The sequence below is a fragment of the Candidatus Acidiferrales bacterium genome (assembly GCA_035515795.1).
Classification (GTDB): Bacteria; Bacteroidota; Ignavibacteria; order Kryptoniales; family JAKASW01; genus JAKASW01.
This window is the reverse complement of the sequence record DATJAY010000025.1, coordinates 77,956-98,326: the sequence shown is the minus strand read 5'-3', so window position 1 is coordinate 98,326 and position 20,371 is coordinate 77,956. Positions and strand designations below refer to the sequence as shown.

18 protein-coding genes and 1 riboswitch are annotated in these 20,371 nt (G+C 47.0%); of the genes, 4 read left to right on the top strand and 14 right to left on the bottom strand.

The window, feature by feature from the left end; translation table 11 throughout:
- Window positions 1-66: 66 nt before the first annotated feature.
- The 9 genes from eno to VLX91_10840 all read right to left on the bottom strand — a co-directional run bounded on the left by eno (window position 67) and on the right by VLX91_10840 (window position 7,731).
- Window positions 67-1,347, bottom strand: coding sequence for a phosphopyruvate hydratase (gene eno / locus VLX91_10880; protein ID HUI30712.1), 1,281 nt, complete (start codon window positions 1,345-1,347; stop codon window positions 67-69).
- A 136-nt stretch (window positions 1,348-1,483) separates the two neighbouring features.
- Window positions 1,484-2,695, bottom strand: coding sequence for an MFS transporter (locus VLX91_10875; protein HUI30711.1), 1,212 nt, complete (start codon window positions 2,693-2,695; stop codon window positions 1,484-1,486).
- A gap of 60 nt (window positions 2,696-2,755) precedes the next feature.
- Window positions 2,756-3,109: a DUF190 domain-containing protein gene (locus VLX91_10870; GenBank protein ID HUI30710.1), complete on the bottom strand. Its 354-nt coding sequence runs from the start codon at window positions 3,107-3,109 to the stop codon at window positions 2,756-2,758.
- 11 nt (window positions 3,110-3,120) lie between these two features.
- The gene (gene crcB, locus VLX91_10865; protein HUI30709.1) at window positions 3,121-3,495 is read right to left on the bottom strand and encodes a fluoride efflux transporter CrcB; all 375 of its coding nucleotides are present in this window, start codon (window positions 3,493-3,495) and stop codon (window positions 3,121-3,123) included.
- A gap of 223 nt (window positions 3,496-3,718) precedes the next feature.
- Window positions 3,719-4,444, bottom strand: coding sequence for a DUF6062 family protein (locus VLX91_10860; GenBank protein HUI30708.1), 726 nt, complete (start codon window positions 4,442-4,444; stop codon window positions 3,719-3,721).
- Window positions 4,445-4,520: 76 nt separating this feature from the next.
- Window positions 4,521-6,302, bottom strand: coding sequence for a dynamin family protein (locus VLX91_10855; protein ID HUI30707.1), 1,782 nt, complete (start codon window positions 6,300-6,302; stop codon window positions 4,521-4,523).
- 23 nt (window positions 6,303-6,325) lie between these two features.
- Window positions 6,326-6,414: riboswitch (Fluoride riboswitch) on the bottom strand.
- 82 nt (window positions 6,415-6,496) lie between these two features.
- Window positions 6,497-6,847 (bottom strand): hypothetical protein, encoded by a 351-nt coding sequence (locus tag VLX91_10850; GenBank protein HUI30706.1) that lies wholly within the window; start codon window positions 6,845-6,847, stop codon window positions 6,497-6,499.
- Window positions 6,848-6,981: 134 nt separating this feature from the next.
- A complete protein-coding gene (locus VLX91_10845; protein HUI30705.1) occupies window positions 6,982-7,410 on the bottom strand; it encodes a hypothetical protein in 429 nt (142 codons plus the stop codon).
- A gap of 153 nt (window positions 7,411-7,563) precedes the next feature.
- Complete coding sequence (locus VLX91_10840; protein HUI30704.1) at window positions 7,564-7,731, bottom strand: hypothetical protein; 168 nt, start codon at window positions 7,729-7,731, stop codon at window positions 7,564-7,566.
- Window positions 7,732-7,831: 100 nt separating this feature from the next.
- On the opposite strand from VLX91_10840, the gene VLX91_10835 reads away from it, so the two are divergent.
- Entirely contained in the window at window positions 7,832-8,233 is a 402-nt protein-coding gene (locus tag VLX91_10835; GenBank protein HUI30703.1) for a hypothetical protein, read from the top strand.
- Between the two features lie 12 nt (window positions 8,234-8,245).
- Here VLX91_10835 and VLX91_10830 read toward each other — a convergent pair whose 3' ends face one another.
- Genes VLX91_10830 through VLX91_10815 form a run of 4 tightly spaced genes read right to left on the bottom strand, consistent with a single transcriptional unit; the run spans window position 8,246 to window position 12,759 of the window.
- Complete coding sequence (locus tag VLX91_10830; GenBank protein HUI30702.1) at window positions 8,246-9,157, bottom strand: 3-methyl-2-oxobutanoate dehydrogenase subunit beta; 912 nt, start codon at window positions 9,155-9,157, stop codon at window positions 8,246-8,248.
- A gap of 8 nt (window positions 9,158-9,165) precedes the next feature.
- Window positions 9,166-10,419, bottom strand: a complete 1,254-nt coding sequence (locus VLX91_10825; GenBank protein HUI30701.1) for a hypothetical protein — start codon at window positions 10,417-10,419, stop codon at window positions 9,166-9,168.
- Window positions 10,416-12,158 carry an NAD(P)-binding protein gene (locus VLX91_10820; protein HUI30700.1) on the bottom strand — a complete coding sequence of 581 codons (1,743 nt, stop codon included), beginning with the start codon at window positions 12,156-12,158 and terminating at the stop codon, window positions 10,416-10,418. Before VLX91_10820 ends, VLX91_10825 begins: the two co-directional genes overlap by 4 nt.
- 1 nt (window position 12,159) lies before the next feature.
- Entirely contained in the window at window positions 12,160-12,759 is a 600-nt protein-coding gene (locus tag VLX91_10815) for a pyruvate ferredoxin oxidoreductase subunit gamma (protein ID HUI30699.1), read from the bottom strand.
- Window positions 12,760-13,231: 472 nt separating this feature from the next.
- On the opposite strand from VLX91_10815, the gene VLX91_10810 reads away from it, so the two are divergent.
- From VLX91_10810 to VLX91_10800, 3 genes are all read left to right on the top strand, one after another.
- Complete coding sequence (locus tag VLX91_10810) at window positions 13,232-14,644, top strand: TatD family hydrolase (GenBank protein ID HUI30698.1); 1,413 nt, start codon at window positions 13,232-13,234, stop codon at window positions 14,642-14,644.
- A 42-nt stretch (window positions 14,645-14,686) separates the two neighbouring features.
- Entirely contained in the window at window positions 14,687-15,613 is a 927-nt protein-coding gene (locus tag VLX91_10805; protein ID HUI30697.1) for a 1,4-dihydroxy-2-naphthoate polyprenyltransferase, read from the top strand.
- Between the two features lie 164 nt (window positions 15,614-15,777).
- Window positions 15,778-18,198, top strand: coding sequence for a PAS domain S-box protein (locus VLX91_10800; protein HUI30696.1), 2,421 nt, complete (start codon window positions 15,778-15,780; stop codon window positions 18,196-18,198).
- Between the two features lie 36 nt (window positions 18,199-18,234).
- On the opposite strand, the gene VLX91_10795 is transcribed toward VLX91_10800, so the two are convergent.
- Window positions 18,235-20,292, bottom strand: coding sequence for a putative porin (locus tag VLX91_10795; GenBank protein HUI30695.1), 2,058 nt, complete (start codon window positions 20,290-20,292; stop codon window positions 18,235-18,237).
- Between the last annotated feature and the right edge of the window lie 79 nt (window positions 20,293-20,371).

Sequence of the window (20,371 nt, the reverse complement as noted above, 5' to 3'; positions counted from 1 at the left end):
GGGAGTAAATAATAAATGCGACTCACTTAAAAAGCAAGTCGCATTTCATAAAATTCCTAAGATTATTTACGCGTTCTTGAAGGCAGATTTGCCGGCAAACCGAGCAGCTTTCCCCAGTTGTTTTTCAATCCGCATTAATTGATTGAACTTCTCGATTCTTTCTCCTCGGCAGCCGCTACCGGTTTTGAGATGTCCCGCATTTACAGCAACAGTCAGGTCCGAGATGATTGTATCAACAGTTTCGCCGCTACGATGAGAAACGAAACAATTGTAATTATTCCGGTAAGCAAGCTCAATCGTCTCAAGAGTCTCGGTAACGGTTCCGATCTGGTTCAGTTTTATCAGGATTGAATTCGCGACTTTCTTCCCGATTCCTTTTGCCAGTATGGATTTGTTTGTGCAGAATAAATCGTCGCCGACAAGCTCGATTTTCGATCCAAGTATCTCGGTGAGATTCTTCCAGCCTTCCCAATCGTTCTCAGCTAACCCGTCCTCGATCAAAACGAACGGGTATTGCTTCACCCAGCTTTCCCACTGCTTAACCATCTCGTCACTTGACTTGGTTTTCTTCGTGCTCTTGAAGAAAAGATATTTGCCATTGTCCCACATTTCGCTGGCAGCAGGATCAAGACAGATGCTGACATCTTTTCCAGGTTTGTATCCGGCCTTCGTGATTCCTTCCAATATGGCTTCGACAGCTTCTTCGTTAGATTTGAGATCAGGAGCAAATCCGCCCTCATCGCCGACTCCAGTGCTGAGTCCTTTTCCATGAAGGACAGACTTCAGAGCATGGAACACCTCTTCGCCGATCCGAATCGCTTCGGCAAACGACGGCGCGTTATGCGGCGCGATCATAAATTCCTGGAAGTCGACAGTATTGTCCGCGTGTTTCCCGCCGTTAATCACGTTCATGCAAGGAACGGGAAGAAGATTCGCATTGACTCCACCGATGTACTGGTACAGCGGCACCCCTGCGCTTTCAGCTGATGCCCTGACAAACGCCATTGAAACGCCAAGAATTGCATTTGCTCCAAGTGCAGATTTGTTTTCTGTCCCATCGAGGTCAATCAGAAAATAGTCGATCTCCCTTTGCGAGCCGAATTCATGCTTCGTTACTTCCGGGGCAATCTTCTTGACAACGTTATCTACTGCCTTCTTCACACCTTTTCCCCCGTATCGTTTCTTGTCGCCGTCCCTTAATTCAGTCGCTTCTTTCTCACCTGTCGAAGCTCCGCTCGGCACCATGGCCCTTGCTCGCGTACCGTCTTCTAAAATAATATTAACTTCTACCGTCGGATTTCCCCTTGAATCCAAAATTTCTAATGCGTCTAAAGATTTAATTTTCATTTGATCTCCATTTATGAATTGTTGTACATCTAAAGTTAGATAATGTGGGTGTGTTTATCAATCTATCGCTGTATCGCCCGGCAGCGAAGGAGAACGATGCGTAACTTCGAAGCTGACCTTCGAAAGATTCAATTACTCAAGCCGCGTCATGTGGAACTGTTTTTCGCCCAAGGCTCAGAAATATCGGAACTGCAATCAGCTGAAGCACAACGGAGAAAATCACAACTGCGGGTATCCATATGTCGTACAATATTCCGAGCACTACGCTGCCCACGAACCAGAAGATCCCATAGCCGGCAGTGAAAAGTCCGTAGGCAGACGGTCTTCGCTGCTGCGGTACCATTGTTGCGACCGCAGCAGGTATGATGGACTCATGCACTCCCATACCGAGTCCCCATAACGCGGCACCGATGAGGGCGGTCCAGAATCCGCCGAAGAACAGGAGCGGAGCCGAAGCAGCAGAAATCACGGTCAACGGAATCAATATCCGAAGTCCGGCGCGATCGAAGAGTTTTCCGAACAATAGCGACCCGCCTCCGCTCACCGCCATTGCGATTGAATAAAAAATCGGAATCCATGTACTTGGGATTGCGGAAGTTTTTTGAAAATGAAACGCTATCAAAGAGAAATCCGCGAATCCTGCTGCAACCAATACCGCGCCGGCAAGATAAAGCCAGAAAATTTTTGGGAGTCCTTTCGATTCGACATTTTGAATACTCACTTCCATGTCCGACGGTCTCGGATACAAGAAGCGAGCAGTGGAGATAAGCATAAGCGTCAAAACTGACGGCACGAGAAGCACTGCAAAAGCAAGTTGATAGCTGCCGCGGGCAGCGAGCACAAATGCGACTACGATAGGTCCGACAAGTGCCCCGAACTGATCCATCGCCTCGTGTATCCCGAATACCCAGCCAAATCCGCCAAGCTGCTTGCCGGCATGTGAGAGCATGACATCCCGAGGGGGATTGCGAGTCGCCTTGCCGACGCGTTCCAGTATGATCAGCAAACCTGCTATCTGCCAATTCGGAGCTAGAGCCAGCATCGGCACTGCGCTCATCTGGATAACATAGCCGAGAAGTGTGATAGGCCAGAATTTTCCCGTACGCTCGCTCAGCCTGCCGGAAACGAGGCGCAGGCCATAACCCAGGAGCTCACCGAGTCCACTGATAAGTCCGACGAGAGCTGCACTCGCACCCAGCACCGCAAGAAGCGGACCTGTAATGCTGCGTGCGCCTTCGTAAGCACAATCGGCAAAAAGACTCACCACACCAATAAGAAGAACAAATCTTAGTGCGGCATGTTTTTCCTTGGACAAGACTTCTTTCGTTATTTCATTTCCTGCTGTCATGATTCAACACTTCGTTTTTGCTTCCTGACCGATGATTGACTACTTAACGCTGAAAAATAATTACGGATTTCTTCCGTGAGTATAGTGAATCACGTTGACTTTCTCCGAAGTGATCATCCCGCCGCATCCTGCTTTTTCAAAAAGCTCCTCGACAATCGGCAGAAATTCATCGATCTTCTCTTCGGTATCTACAATCTCAATCACAAATGGCAAGTCTTCGCTGAGTTCAAGAAGTCTCGCCGTGTGAATTATGCTACCGGCGCCGAAGCTTTCCACTCCGCGTAAAACCGTTGCGCCGGCCATTCCGACTTCTCTAGCACGCTTCACAAATACCTGATAAAGCGGTTTCTTGTCTATATGATCATCTTCACCGATAAATATGCGAAGAAGCTTTCCCGTTCCTTCCAATTTCATTTTAGCCTCCATTAAATTATTCTCCCGACGACCGCACCGATCCATGTCGCCAATAGTCCAAGAACTATCGACGCACCAATGTTCAACAGTCCTAAAGTGAAGGCCCCATCCTTCAAAAGCTCCAGCGTCTCAAAGTTAAATGTCGAGAACGTCGTAAATCCTCCAATGATCCCGACAGCGACAAAGATCCTCATTGAAGGAATTATGAGAAATCTATCTTCCGCCATCGTCATAAAAAGTCCGATGACAAAACATCCGATCACATTGACTACGAGCGTACCATATGGAAAATCTGTTCCGACGGCCCTGTAGATCCAGCCCGCAAGGAAATACCTGAATACAGCACCTATTCCGCCGCCGACAAAAACAAGCATATTCTTAACCATTTGATTTCTTCTAGATTATGTACAAAAAAATTCTCGTTGCAGAAGAATTATCCGCAGCAGGAGCCATCATCTCTCAGAGAAAATCAACGTCGAATTCCGTCACCGTGTTAAATCTAAAAGACAACGAATTTCTTCCAAAGTGAAAAAGCATTCAATATAACGTCTATCACAAATTAGACAGTGCATCCGTGATTCTTGGTGCAATTTCCGATTTCGCTATCCCTCATTTTCTGTATTCTCCGGGAAAAAAATTTACAGCGTCGATGTAACTTCGAAGCTCATCTTCGCTGTAATCTTGTGCGCTCTGGTAATCATGCTTTTTCATAAAATTAGACAGGTCTTCTTTTATCTTATCTAATTTTTTCACCGTCGTCTTAACGATTCGAGTATTGACTTTCTCTTTCACCAGCATCTCCGTATGCCTGAAGCAAAGTATCGTCCTCGACGAGACATAAGTTTCAATAAGCTCCTCGTCGCTCGAGAAATACAGAAATCCGTGGACAGCTATTTGTTCCGCCTCTTCAACGAAATTGCAGATAAGACATTCGGTGACATTGATAGAATGGACCGATTTTTTCTTCTTCCTCTTGTTTTTCTCGCTGGTAAGATTGTTCAACAGCTCAATTTGGTTTCTCAGTATCTTCAGATTTTCCTCAACCACGGATTCAAACATTGTTGCAAGATGAAGCCCATCACTCCGCAATTTTTTCTCTGCCTCGAGGGCACACTTGGCGTGATGTGTACAGAACCCGTGCCCATTGTGAAGCTTCTTCCTAACTCCAGCATCAAGCACATATTCGTAAAGTATTCCTTCTATGTAATGTTTTTCGGTTTTCTCCATTTGCGAACAAATCGGACAATCTGTACCATGAAGAGCTTCTTCTAACCTTAGCCATGTTAATCCGCGCTTGGCTCTCGTTAGATCATCTTCGATTTTAAGTTCAGACATCTATTTCTTGCCCGTCATTTTTTCATTGCTCTCCAAAGGATGGCTCTTACGTCCGACTTCTTGCTTCCACCTTTTCTCAACTCTCAAGCTTCGCAAATTTGCTCCCAAGGTAAGTAAGCTTGGAAAGTGTTTCTTCATATTCAGCGATCCTAGCCGAAACTTCCGTAGATGTTTTCTCACGAATCGCCATAGCGTCCGCAATTATCTTGTCGATTTTTTCCACGTGGTCATTCACTGTATCTGCTGAGGTTTTTCCAAGCTTCATCATGCTTTTATCGATCCGCTTTATGAAATCATAACGCACCCTCCCGCATTGCCTATCGAATTCTATCTTGAGAGTTTCTCTTTGTTTTCTAAGAATCAGGCCCTTAGCGATCGCTCTCGGAAGTCTTCTTACGATCGCATCAGAAAGTTCTTCGAGGGACGGCTTTATGTCTTCTAAGATGAAATAGTAAAATTCGGTCTCATCGCTGAAAAGCGGATAGCTTTCCACTCTCTGGAATTCAACGTCGAATAGCTCAGCTGCATGCTGGTACACATCGTTTATAAGCTCGTTCATTCTGCTGAAGAATTCATCAACGCCTGCGTTGAACTTATCTTTTACTTTTGCCTCTTCCTCATAGCGCCATTTGTCGACAAATTTCGTAACAAGCTGGATGATTGCTTTGTCAAGCGCATCAATGAGCTTCGTGGGGCGCAGATGTTTGTTCTTTGCCGCGATCTCTTCGAAACGCCTTTCGACCTCAGGCTGGGTCTTCCCTTTAAAGATCAAAGCGTCTTCTTCTATCATCGTTGTGATGTTATAAGCTGTATAGATCACGCGGGAAACGTCCTGCTGTCTCTTTTGAATCTCTTTCTTAAATTTCCTGAACTCTTCGATCTTTTTTTGCAGGCTCCCTATAGATTGCGAATAACCTTTCAATCGAAGCCGCGCAAGAGCTGAAGCTTCCACTACAATTCTCTGAGCACGCCTTGAGGCAACGTCCAGCATAACATCTTCTTTCTCTTTAGACAGGAAATTCGTCAATGCACTTTCGAGAAATTCGAAATTGCTCTTTTTCTCTAATTCCTTGTCTGCGCTCTCTCGCGCAAGAAGGGCGAATTTCGAGCTGACAAGAAAAAGCTTTATGCTGTCCTGAGGGACGGACATCTCCTTTGACAGCGAATCTTTAATGAACGCCGCCGCTTCATTGCGCTCAGCTTCAGAAAGTAAATCAACCTTATTCAGAACAAAAAATATTTTTGTAACGTGCTCGCGAACGTTCCGCAGGAATTCCACTTCGCCGATACTCAAAGGCTGGTCGGCGGTCATGAGAAAAATGGTCGCGTCAGATTCCGGGAGGAAATGATTTGCAGTATCGGTGTTATGAGCATAAATTGACCCGACTCCGGGAGTATCCACAAGATAAACACCGCCCTCAAGAAATTTACCCGGGAATTCGATATCGACCTGTTCAACATTTTTTGAGTTTTCGGGATTCAATTTCTCTGTGACGTACTGAGGAAGCCTCTCTCGCTCAACGACTTCCGTATGTGCATCAGTGAAGCTGACTGTTATTTTTTCTTCTGTCCCGTAATGCAAGATCGTTATGATCGAAGTGAGCGGCACGACCGCAGCCGGGAGTATATTTTTCCCCAGCAATGCATTTATAAGAGTCGATTTCCCTCGCTTGAATTGGCCCACCACAACAAGATTGAATTGTTCATCGGAGATTTTCGCCTCTATGATTTCCACGCGAGGCAATAGATCGGGGAATGCAAGTGACAGTTGTCGATGGAGCTCTTTCACAAGCATTAGAAATGCGATCTTCGCATCTTTCCTGCAATCGTTAACTCCTACGCTCGCTACCATTGTCATAAAATAAAAAACTCCTACTTCTTAATTAAGTAGGAGTCATCAATCGCTAAATTGTGTTCCCACAAGGGGAATTCACGATGGTTACTCGGCGAACTCCATCGCCTTAATATAATCTAATAAAAAAGTGGAAGTAGAACAAGCGCTATAAGGAGCTTTTATCTTATTGCTGATAACTCTGAAAGCTGACAGCACTGTCAATTATTTTTTGCTCCCTGATCTATCCAGAGTTTTATTGTTTGTATGAGCGTATCGGGAAGCGGCGGTTTCTGATATGGCATTCGCGGGCCTGCTATCGAATTCCCTGTTATCTTGAAATAAAGATAACTGCTGTCGGAATAAAATGGCTTTACTATAAGGTAATTGCCGACCTCTATGTTGGGTTGATTCACAATGTTCGAGTAGGCTTTGGCAATTTCCAGCGACATCCCGTCTTGCGGCTGAGAACCTGCATGACAAGCCGGCAAGGCACAGTTCGCAGTAAATATCCACTGGATTTGCCCTGAAAAGCTTACGCCAGACGCGTCGGGTGGTGGCGGACCGACCACGTTGTAGTCTGAATGTTTCGAACATGACGCGGGAAACGGGAGGCAAAACGTAAAAAACAAACATCTAGAAACCACGATTCAGACCTACGCTTTGCCCCCGGTTTTGTATTCTCGAGTCCCCGATTCCAAATCCATCAGTTGTTCTTTGCTCCCTGGTCTATCCATGCCTTTATTGTGGCAATGTCGGAAGTTTGAAGTGGTGATCCACCATATGGCATTCGCGCTCCAGTAATTCCCGACGCACCGGTTATCTTCAGGTAAAGATAACTGCTGTCCGACCTGTACGGCCTGATTCTATCATATGATGGGACTTCCTGACTCGCGACGTTCACGATATTGTTGTATGCCTGGCCGGCTGAGAGATTCTGTCCCCTTTGTGGTGTGGTTCCCCCGTGACAACTCGAGTTGGTGCAATTTGAGGTGAAGATCGGCTGTACCTGACTCGCAAAACTCACATTGGTTGTATCGGAAGAGCTCATTGGGTTTGAGCTTGACGACTTCGAACATGCCGCGAAAAGAACAGCCGACAGAATAATTAGATTTTTGATAATGCTTTTTTTCATGATTCTCCTTTTCGGTTTTCAACAAGCACATCAATCGGCAAAGTTTCCCGAAAGTTGTGATGCAGTTAACAGGAAACTCTGATTGATAATTATCATTTCTCCAATTCTCAACGTTGAATTCTTCGGAAGAGGAACTCTAATGTCAAACTTGAATTAGACGATGATACCGATGTTCACCAGGTTTGAACAACGGCGTCGGGGAAATCTCAGCCGTTTTCTCGGCAGCACGTAAACAATCGGGACAGGCTCGGACGGTTTCGATTCGGCATTTGAAACGGCGAGATAAAAAGTCAGAGCGATGAAGAAAACTAAAACCTTCACATGTCTAATTTAAATTGAAGTCCGAATAATTGAAAGGAGAGAAAAAATGGGTACTGGATCCTACCATTGATTCGACATGGAGTATTGCTAAATTAGATCCATGAAATCAATCTCGATAGCTTTTCTCACCGCAGCTTTTGCGATCGCGCTCTCATCCTGCAAAAACACCGTGAACACCCCGATCGGCGATATCGTTTTCCCGGCATCGAATGTCAGCTACAGTGTGCATGTCCAACCACTTTTTAACGTGGGATGCATAAGCTGTCATAATGACGGAATAAATGGGCCTGCGGAGGGTGGTTTGAACCTGACAAACTACATAAGCGCAACGACTTCCGTATCCGGATTAATTTTAACTAATGGGGATACCACGCACAGCGTTTTCGTTCAATGGATAGAGGGCAAATACATCCATGATGACACCCCATTTTTGTCCGTCTTGACACTGAATCAAATCCAGGGATTGAAAACATGGGTCAAGGAAGGGGCAAGAAACAACTGAGATGTCAGATTCTTAGTTTTGGGTTCTAAATCTTGACTTGCTGTTTCTAACTTTTAACGCCAGCGTTTCCCATTCCTCGTCAACATTCTTCTGGATCATCTCAACTTCCTTTTCTTTCAAATGTTTGAATCTCCCCTGAACTTTCAGGTAATCGCGAACGGGAATTCCAGAAGGTTCGTGCGATAAACGAAAGTCCACCCCGTCGAAGATTTCCAGCAAAGGAAATACTCTGCTTTCGATCGCGAGCCGCGAAATCCTTATCGAATCCTCCGGCTCGAACTTCCATCCCGGCGGGCACGGCGAAAACACATGAACGAATCTTGTGCCACGAAGCTCTTTGGCCTTTCTGAACTTCGATATCATGTCATCGGGATATGCCGCGCTTGCGGTTGCAATGTAAGGTATGCGATGCGCGGCAAGAATTTCGATAATATTCTTCTTGCCCTCGGATTTCGGTGACTCTTTCGGCGTAGTAGTCGTCCACGCTCCCAACGGCGTCGCAGAACTTCGTTGGATACCGGTGTTCATGTAGGCTTCGTTGTCGTAACAAACATAAATGAAATCATCGTTGCGCTCCGCTGCGCCGGAAAGTGCCTGAAGACCTATGTCGAAAGTGCCTCCATCTCCCGCAAAAGCCACGACCGTCGTCTCATGATCTCCCTGAACTTCAAGCCCCGCTTTTATCCCGCTCGAAACTGAAGCGGCGGTTTCGAATGCAGTATGAAAAACGGATACGCCTGCGGCTGAATATGGAACGGGGCCGTCGATCACAGACCAGCAGCAAGCCGGAATGACCAGGATTGTCTTTCTTCCAAGAGCTTTCAATAGATACCTCATGGTCAGAGCACCGCTGCATCCCGGACACGCAAAGTGACCAGGCGAAAGTATTTCTTCTACCGGCAGCTCGAATTTTATCTGTGCCACGATCTCCTCTATTCTCTCCCGTTTCCGGTTTCAGGAATCCGATCCCCGCTTTCCACATCGTCGGATTTCAAGTCGACCCAAATTGTTTCATTCCCGGGTGCATCATGGTTCAGGACATATGAAAAAATTTCCTTGATAGTCTCGACAGTGATGTCGCGCCCGCCGAGGCCCGCTATGAAGCCGAATACTTTCGGCCTGGTCATTGCATTGTAAAGGACAGCTTTTGCTTCCTGATAAATCATTCCGGTTGCACCAAACGAAATGTCCCTATCCAAAACTCCTATTTTGCCGACACGTCCGGCGACCGATCTAACTTCGTCGACCGGAAACGGTCTGAACGTTCGGAGTTTCACCAACCCAACCGGGAATCCGAGACCGCGCATTTCGTCGACTGCAATTCTTGCGGTGCTCACCGCGGTAGCGGAGGTCAGAAGCACCACCTCAGCACCTTCGGTGCAATACTCCTCGACTAATCCACCGTACGAGCGCCCGAATTTCTCAGCATATTCAGCGTCGACTTTCCGAATAACTTCGCGTGAATCCTCCATAGACTGGAATAATTTGTATCGCATCTCCATGTAGGCGTCCGGGCCCATCAATGCTCCGTAAGCATGGGGATCTGCTGGATTAATTTTAAACTCCGCATTTCGCTTCGGAAGAAATTCATCGACAAACTCCTGTTTCGGAATTGCCACCGGCTCCGACGTATGACTCAATACAAACGCATCAAGATTTATCATAACCGGAAGCAGCACGATCTCGGCAATTTTATAGGCGTGCAGAACCGTATCAAGGACTTCCTGGTTGCTCTCGGCATAAAACTGAAGCCACCCGGTATCGCGCTGTGAGAGACTGTCGTTGTGGTCGACATATATTGACCATGGTGGTGCCATGGCACGATTGACGTTCACCATAATAATCGGCAGTCTGCTGCCGGAAGCCCAATGAAGCAGCTCATGCATCAGTGCAAGACCTTGTGACGATGTCGCGGTGAAGGCCCTCGCGCCGCTTATAGAAGCCCCGATGCAACACGCCATCGCGGAATGCTCGGACTCAACTTTGATAAACTTTGCATCCAGCTCATGCCTGCTCACAAATTCCGACAACTCCTCCACGACTCCGGTTTGCGGTGTGATTGGATAGGCGGCTATGACTTGAACCTGCGCTAATTTAACTGCGTGGGAAGCAGCATGTGTCCCCTCGATGACCAGTACCTTGTCAGTTGAGTCGTGAACGAAATAGTTTTTATTCTCGCTGCTCATTGCTCGACTTCCTCGATTGAAGATCGCGCGCTAACGCTGTCCTGGATGTAATCGGAATTTGCAGCGGGTGTGCTCTCGGGAACTAACTCCATGGCCTCTCGCGGACATTCATTTACACAAATCCCGCATCCTTTGCAGTGATCGTAGTCGATAAAATATTCTCCGGATTCGTCTTTGTGAATTGCAACATCCGGACAGAACGTCATACACACATCGCAATGCATACAAGTGCCGCAATTGAAACATCGGTCGGCTTCATCAAGTGCTTTTCTGTCGTTCAAAGTCTTGTTTACCTCGGCAAATGATGCTTTGCTTTTCTCAATAGTGATTCTCTGAACCTTGACCCGCTCCTGGTGCGGGAAATAAAATGTATTTAAGTCTTCGAATTTTACTATCTCCCGGCTCAAGCCATTCGTTTTCGATTTCCAGCCGAGAAACTCATCTATGGATGTGGCAGCTTCTTTACCTGCCCGGATTGCATCCACGACAGTTCCGTTCGGATTTGTCGCCGCGTCTCCACCTGCAAAGATTCCCGGTACGCCGGTCGAGTGATCGTCATCGACAAATATTCTAACGCCTTTTTTTAAGAACGAATAAGGAAGAAATGATAGATCGGGTTCTTCTCCGGTTGCCGTGATCACCGTATCCGCAACGACGGCAAACTTCGAGCCCTTTACAGGAACAGGTTTTCTCCGTCCGGACTCATCGCGATCACCAAGCTCCATTCGGATAAGTTCTATCTTCGACACTTTTCCATGATCGCCGATGATCTTAAGCGGTGCCACAAGAAACTCAAACTTCACACCTTCCTTTGCTGCTTCATCAATTTCCTCCGGGACAGCAGGCATCTCATTACGAGTTCGCCGATAGAGTATCGTGGCCTTCCTGCCAAGACGCAGGACACTCCGCGCTGTATCGATAGCAGTATTCCCGCCGCCGATCACAAAGACCCTCCGGCCGATTTTTGGAATCGACCCGACATTGAGTCCGTGTAGGAATTCCAATCCGCTCAGGACGCCCTTCAAATTTTCTCCTCCGACTCCGATTTTCCTGCTTGTCATCGATCCGACGGCAGCAAAGACGGCATCAAATCTTTCAAGCTCACTCCATGGTACATTGGTGCCTATCCGTGAATCGGTACGTATTTCAACTCCAAAATTAACGATGTCGCCGATTTCTTTTTTTAAAATATTTTTCGGCAGACGATAATGCGGTATCCCATACCTGAGCATTCCGCCGGGTTCATGCTCCGCCTCGTAGATGATTACGCGGTATCCTTTTCGTGCAAGATGGTACGCGCACGAAAGACCGGCGGGGCCGGAACCGATTACTGCGACCTTTTCACTTTTAGGCGAAACATATTCTGCTGGATGATGCTTCTTGTGTATATTTTTGTCCGCTATGAACCGCTCTATGCTGTGAATCGCTGCTGGTTCATCGTAGGATGCTCTGTTGCACTTCGCTTCGCACGGATGGTAGCATACCCGGCCTGTTGCTCCGGGAAGCGGATTATCCTCCAGAATTACTTGCCACGCCTCGTCATATTTCTTTTGCCGGACGAGATCAAAGTAGTTCGATATTTTTTCACCTGCAGGACAGCCAGTTTCACACGGCGACGTTTTGTTTTTGTAAATCGGCCTGACAGCCCTCCAGCTTCCCGTAGGAATTTTACGCGTCGATTCGAGGGAGAATGCCAGCGGCGGCATTGTTTCCACTTTAGTGAATTCATATTGTGCCATGTTAATGAACCTTCCCGGTCGCTTCCACTGAAACATTCTGGTTCCCGTAGACGCCTGTTTCTATGGAGTCATAAGCTTCTCTTGCGGCTTCAGCGTTCTTCTCGCGCAGGATCGGAACTTCCTCTCGAATTGCTTCCACGACCGCTTCTATCGTTACGATTCCCGTAAACTTTGCGAATGCTCCGAGTATCGATGTGTTTACTATCGGCATCGCCTTCGTTCCAATATTATGTTTAACCGCAATCCCCGCCGCATCGACAACCGCAACTGAATATTCTTCCGGAAAATTGAACAAACTTTTCGGACTCGGGGTATTAACGAGAATTGTTCCGCCCCTTTTTAATCCGGAAAAAACGTTCGTCGATTTGATCAATGTTGCATCGAGCACGATGAGATGGTCAGGTTCGTATATTGCAGATCTCAACCTGATCGGTTTGTTATCGATTCTTGTAAACGCGAGCACCGGAGCCCCCCTTCTCTCGACGCCGAACGAGGGAAAAGACTGCGCGTATTTTCCTTCTTTGAATATTGCGGAGGCAAGAATCTTGGCCGCGATGACCGCACCCTGACCTCCTCTGCCATGCATTCTGATCTCAATCATTTACTTCCTCTTTTTCGGGAATTGAATCTCCGGGAAATCGAGTTCCTGCTGAAGCATGAGTTTGTTTGATTTGCATAGTGCGCAGAAGACCTTTTGTCAGTCTGTCTTCCAAAGGAATGGTCTTGAAGACAGGTCAACCTCATTCCATTTGAAGAATTCACGACCTAATTGCGTCAAACGCCGTGCCCACAAATGCCCTGAAATCGGGACGAATTAGGCGCCATTGCCGTGGACAGTCCACACCTCGTTGAGACAAAATGCCATAAAGAGCCATCAAACCCATCCGTGTCGTCGTACTTCTTTGGCGGCGACCGCCAAAGGCGTGTATTTCCAGCCATTGGTTTTCGCGTATCTGCTCTTGAGCCTAAAATCAGATTTCGGACTCACTAATACCCTGCATTTGACCTTCACATTAGCGAAATTGTCTTATAAGTTGAAGTTTTAGAACACAAAAAAATAAAAATTCTCCGGTATGAGTTACCTTGTCGATACACATTCTCATTTAAATCATGAGAAGTTTAAGAACGTAGAAGAAATCTTAGAGAGGGCAAGCGCCTCGGGCGTTGGGTGCGTGGTGGTTCCCGGCTGGGATGTACCATCATCTGAAAATGCAGTTGCACTTGCAGAAAGATTTGAGATGGTTTTCGCCGCAGTGGGCATTCATCCCCATGATGCATCGAAAACAGACGAACAGTCATTGAAAAAAATCGCGGAACTCTCCTCGCATAAAAAAGTCGTCGCCATCGGAGAGATTGGACTCGACTATCACTACAATTTTTCTCCGCCGGAGGTTCAGAAGAAAACCCTCGAGGCGCAGCTCGAAATCGCCAAATCAGTCAGGCTTCCGGTTTCGATTCACAATCGCGAGTCGGATTTCGACTTGATGAGCATTCTCGAGAGCAATTCGGACGACAGCTGGGCTTTACCGAAGCGGTTCGACTACCAAATAAATCCGCAGCCCCGCGGTGTGCTTCACAGCTTCAATTCGACTTACAACATGGCGCGCCGCGCAATCGATCTCGGCTTCTACCTCGGCATAAGTGGAATGGTAACATTCTCTCACAATGATTCCGGCTCAGAATTAAAAAAAGTCGTGACGACAATCCAGCCGGAACATTTTCTCATCGAGACCGACGCACCCTATCTGGCACCAGTCCCCCATCGCGGCAAAACAAACGAACCCGCTTATGTTTCAATCATCGCGCGAAAAATCGCAGAGTTACAAAATCTCAATGACGAAGACATTCGTCGCATAACCTCCTATAACGCATATAAATTATTCGGAGTTGGAAAGAGGCCAGAACCCAAGATTGCATACCAAATAAAAGATTCACTTTATTTGAATCTGACATTGCGGTGCGATTCCGACTGCATATTCTGCGACCGCAAAGGTGAAGCCATGGTGAAGGGACATAATCTTCACATCGAGAAAGAGCCTGCTCCTGAAGATCTGATAAAAGAAATTGGCGACCCGAAGAGATTCAGAGAGATCGTTTTCTGCGGCTACGGCGAGCCGACGATCAAATTGGAAGTTGTAAAACAGGTTGCGCGCTATGTAAAAGAGAACGGGGGGAGAGCGCGGCTCGACACCGATGGACACGGGAATATAATCAACCATAGAAACATCTTGCCGGAATTGCATGGTCTTATCGACGCAGTTTCGGTCAGCCTCAACTCGACCGATCCGGTCGAATATCAAAAGTTGATGGGGACCGAAAATGGGAAACAGTGGGATGCGATGGTCGAGTTCACAAGAGAAGCTAAGAATTACATTTCAGAGGTTTCGATGACAATCGTCGGCGTAAATGGAATTGACACCGAAGCGACGAAGAAATTCGTCGAGGAAAAAATTGGAGCTAAGTTCAGATATAGACCGCTGTTCTGATGGACTCTTAGTTCCTCTGTGCAAAATGTCTAAATAACCGGCATGTTCGACAACAAATCCGCTGCAGGAAAAAAATGGTGGAGGCTCGCGAGGCCGCACACTCTCACGGCATCAATAATGCCGGTTCTGATTGGAACTGCAATGTCATTTGAAAAAGGAAAGTCGGATCTGTTTTTATTTTTAGCTATGCTGTTTGCTTCGTTGCTGATTCAATCTGCGGTCAACATGTTCAACGAATACTTCGATTTCAAACGAGGTTTGGACACGATGAACTCAGTTGGAATTGGTGGAGTAATAGTCCGAAATGAGATTTCCGGGAGAATTGTATTGAATATGGCAGAGCTTTTCTTTGCAATAGCAGTTTTGCTTGGAACATATATTTGCGCAAGAACGAATTGGTGGATCGCAGTTGCCGGCTCAGTGAGCATGCTGGCTGGATATCTTTATTCCGGGGGTAGATCACCAATCGCTTACACACCTTTAGGAGAGCTGACTGCAGGTATTCTCATGGGGCCGATGATAGTAGTGATCGCTTTCTATGTTCAGACGGGTTCAGTGACGTCAGATTCCGTAATTTTGTCTTTACCTATCTCGATCCTAGTCGCAGCGATTCTTTTGGCGAATAACATTCGGGACGCGGACGGCGACATGAAAAAGGGCCGACGGACACTGGCTATATTATTAGGACACTCGAAAGCGACAACCGTTCTGGGCATCATGTTTACCGCGAGTTTCGCGCTTGTCATTTTATTCGTACTTCTCAAACTTGCATCTCCGTCAGTCCTCGTCTCGTTGGCAAGCATACCGACCGCGGTCAAATCAATTAGGATCTTTCGCAGGAAACACACACCCGCAGAGATGATGCCGGCGATGAAAGCGTCATCAGCCTTACATTCTCAATTCGGACTCTTGTTTGCTTCGGGAATTCTGCTGGGGAAACTTCTGCCTTTCGGAATGGTAAATCCTTAGAGCATCCGCTTGATGCCTCTGAAGCGGCCGAATTTGACTTGTTATTTGAATTTTATGTAAGCCTGCAATAAATTCATATCAGAGGTCCCGGTCTATTAGTGCCCTGACAATGGGTGTTTAGAAAAATTGGACGAATGCATGTCGAGTCAAATTCTAACATATTGATGAAGCGTCAACCATCATCTCCGCAGGCGGGCGGCTCAAAGCGCAAATCGCATCAGGAAAAGCGCGAGGCATTCCTAGATTCAGAAATGCCGACTGAGGAGCTGGAGCTGCAAACACAACGATACGAAACCTTCATCAAGAACAGCTCGGAAGGAATTTGGAGGATAGAATTCACAAAACCCATAAGTGTGGCTCAGGGGAAAAATGAAATTGCAAAACAAATAGCTGAAAGAGCCATAATTGTGGAATGTAACCATGCTGTGGCACAGATGTACGGTTTTGAAAATCCCGAAGACCTTGTAGGGAAACATTCGAATGAATTCATAGCCGACATGGACGTGTACATAGCGTCCAAGGTAAAATTCGCCGAACAAAACTTTTCAATCACTAACGTTGAAACGATAGAAAAAGATCACCACGGCAACATTCACTATTTCGAGAATTCATACTTCGGGGAAGTACAGGATTCACACCTAGTCCGTATGTGGGGAATTCAGAGAGACATCACCGAAAAGAGACGGCTCCAGGAGCAACTGCGCGCATCGGAAAACCGCTACCGCAACCTCGTGGAGCAGGCAAACGACATGGTCATCCTGCTGAACGACAGATGCGAATTCGTATTTGCGAACAAAAGATTTTTCGACCTGACGCAATATGTCGCGGACGAAATCTGGGGAAAATCTTTTTCGATGCTGGCGGCCCCCGGCGAGTCAGATATCGTGCAGGAGATTCTCAAGCAGCTCGAATCACGCAAGCAGCATTCCCGATGCATGATTAAACTCCTCACAAAGTTCAACGAGGAACGGATCGTCGATTTCAGCATGACCTCGCTCCATGTCGCGAATAAAGTGGCCGGCATTCTTGCGATCGGGAGAGACGTGACGGTCGAGCAATCGGTGAAAACCGCCCTGCATGAATCTGAAGAGAAATACAGGAGCCTCGTTGAGCATTCACTGCTTGGAGTCATGGTTATACAAAACGATGCCATCATCTATGCAAATCCGACTCTCAGCAACTTATTCGAGACGGAGTTGGATTCATTGCTTGGCATGTCTCTGGACAGTTTCATCCATCCGAATGATTATGTCCAGCTTTTTGAAAAATTCTCAGAGGCCGCATTATCCCCGAATAGAGATGTGAAATTCACAATCCGGGTAGTGACACAATCGGGAAGCATCAAGACCCTGGAGGGATGGGCGGCGGGGATAACTTACATGGGGAAGCCTGCCATTCAGGCAGCACTCGTCGACGTAACCGAGACAAGGAAATTGGAAGAGCAGCTAATCCAATCGCAGAAGATGGAAAGCATCGGCCAGCTCGCCAGCGGTGTCGCTCATGATTTCAATAACCTACTCGGCTCAATTTATGGCGCCGTAGAAATCATGAGAAAAAAATATGCCGACTCCGATCAAAACTTGAAAAGATATCTGGACGTTCTCGACTCATCGGCAAAAAGAGCGGCAGAACTCACCTCTCAACTTCTGACTTTTTCTCGGCAGCACGAGAGCGACGTCAAACCGGTGAGACTTAATGACATAGTAAATGACGGCATAAAGATTCTTACTCGAAGTATCGGCAAAAATATTAAGATCGAATCCGCGCTCGATCCAACACTTTATACGATCGAAGCGGATCCTAGCCAGCTCGAAAGCATAATCATAAACCTCAGCATCAACTCGCGCGACGCAATGCCGCACGGAGGGACGTTAAGGCTTGAAACATCAAATATCCAGTTTACTCCGCAGGTGCTCAAGCAATTCCCCGAAGCTCAACCCGGCCGGTATGCCTGCATGAGCGTCTCCGACACTGGAGTCGGTATGACTCAAGAAATCAAAAGAAAAATCTTCGAGCCGTTTTTCACCACCAAGCCTCTCGGAAAAGGGACTGGGCTCGGGCTGTCGATCGTCTACGGGATCGTAAAGAATCACAAAGGCCTGATAAAGGTTTACAGCGAGCCCGACCGTGGTACAACTGTTCGGATTTATTTCCCCGCTACTGATAAAATGCCCATCGACGAGGCTGTACCATCACCGACTGAAATGGCCCGCGGATCGGAAACCATTCTGATCATAGATGACGAAGTGACGTTGCTGGATTTAACTCGTGAAATTCTTGAGGGACTCGGCTACAAAATTTTAACTGCAGAAGGAGCGACTGCAGGAATTGCCGCATTTGAAGAGCACTGCTCGGAAATAGATCTTGTGATCCTCGATATGCTTATGCCGGAAATGACCGGTGCCGAAGTATATCCTGTATTGAAAAATATGAAACCGGAGCTGCCTGTGCTTCTCGCGACCGGACTCAGCATAGGAGAAAAGGTCGAGGATCTCATCTCGATGGGAGTGAATAATATAGTTTCCAAACCGTATTCAATGAGCAACCTGGCTTCGCATGTCAGAAATGCAATTGACCGGAAGTGACGAGATCGCGAAGCTAGATTAAATTTTCCCGGCTTGTCAATTGAGAAATTCCCAATTGACTCCTAAAGCGAAACTCGTGTTCAACGCAGCATAAACCGGAGCGAGAACGTACAGCTGGCCGGTTATGTTGAATATCGTGAAATAGATAACGGCGTCCCGAACCCTCCCCTGCACAAAGAAATCTGAACTGCCGGAAGGCCCGAAACTGTTCAATGTGCCGGGATAGAAAATCATTGCCTCCGGGTAAAACTCTTCCCCGTTAAAGGTCGTTTCAAACTGACCGCGAACTCCCACCTTCAAATCTAAATGGCCCGTGAAGAATACATCATGGAAGTATAATTCCCCCGAGGCAAATATCTTGGGCAATATGTAGACTTCATTGCTGTTTATTTTTTCATCCACGTAATTCAACATTCCGTCCGCCGTAAATTTCCACAGGCCAACCTTTACGCTTGCATCGAGTCCGTATATTTTTCTGTTATTCAGATTCAGTACCGAGATTTGCGGATATTCCGACTGCCCCACGTATTTTGTCTGAAAATAAATCGGGTCATCAATCAGTTTCATGTACGGTTTTACTGCAAGATCAAAAGATTCCCCGAGTTTTACACCCGCCTTCAACTGGAAAGTTTTATCTGTCTCGGCATTCAGATCCGAATTTCCGACGAAATATCTTGTGACGAAATATTTGTCCGACATCGATGGAACATGGTCGGAGACGTTTCCGCCGGCTTCAATATTGAATATATCGTTCCCGAGACCGAACGACGCGCCGAAATCCGGATAAAATTTGTCGACCACTATGTCTCCCCTGCCAAAAACGCCGACCTTTACAAAATCGAAAAGATATATCTCCTCATCGCCGTATGCAGAAACCCGATTTGCCGATGGAATGCTCGCGCGGGAATTGTACGGATTCTCTTCCCTGACAGCTTCGAGACCGAAGTTGAAGTGACCGCCCAGAAACGACCGGCTTCCTCTCAGATTTGCGCCGGCTCGGCGGCTTATGTTGGTGAGGTAAAATGAGCTGTCGATCCTCTCATTCGCCAACTCGCCGAATTCAAAATTATAGTAATCGTAATACGCCGACAGGGTGTAGAATTGAGTAGAATCCTTCGGATCCGACTCAGAGTACGCAACCTGGAGATGATGCTGCAGATAAGTTAAGTCAGCTGTTGAGCTTCGAACGGAATTGAAATTCTGATCAAAGATGCTCGCGTCCACGCTGTACGGAAGTGAACCGCCATTCGCACCTCCTTTGGTGCGGTAATACAATTCAGTCGCAGCCAGCTGGTGGGTAGAGTCTATACTGTAACGATACTTCACGCGAATGTTGACGCCGTCATAAACGGTATTTTGAAATCTTCCATCTGTCGTCTGCCGCTCGAAGCCGGCATCAATGTTGGAGTTGAATCCGATATTTTGCGAGAACACCCCGTCGGTGATCAGATAATTATACGGAGCCTCGAGATGCCTGACTTTTGAATAAGGTTTCGCTTCGCTGTAAGATTGAGTTTGAAAATTCACCAAACTCCCATTTGCGTTGAACTGATATATCGGTGCACGAAGCGCATCGAGGTATTCGACATTGTCGACAAATTCCATTGGAACATGGTACAGGTTCATTGAAGCAGTTGTCGGTTCATTCAGCTCGACTCCATCCAGCAAGTATCTTGAATACTGACTTCCCATACCATCGAAATAAAGCTGCGACGGGTCACCCGCCCCGTACATATTCGCGAGATACGTTCCGGGAATCTTGTTAAGAACTTCTCCTGAAAAGGTATAATCGTTCCATGTTATTTCGGAATCCGTTATAGAAAAGGAGGGCTCATCTGTGATCATTCCCGCGTCAAAGACAGGACTAACAAGTCTTCCGAGCACGGGTTTGGTCGTGTCTATCTTAGAAGCCGCGAGGCGCGCGGAATCCTGCGGGGTCAAAACCCGCTGTGTCGTATCCCGCGGAGGGCGAGGCCTGCGCGCTTCTTTTCCGTGCTGCTCCTGAGCATGACAAATCGAGGTGAACCATGATAAAGAAAACGCAATGGCGGCGACAAAAAACGAGGCGCGGAAGAAATTCAAAGAGGGTGACATTCAATTTGCGGAATGTTGAAACGAATCATCTTTACTAATGTAAAATATGCTGAAGAGTCGGGCGGCCTTCAAGGGACAA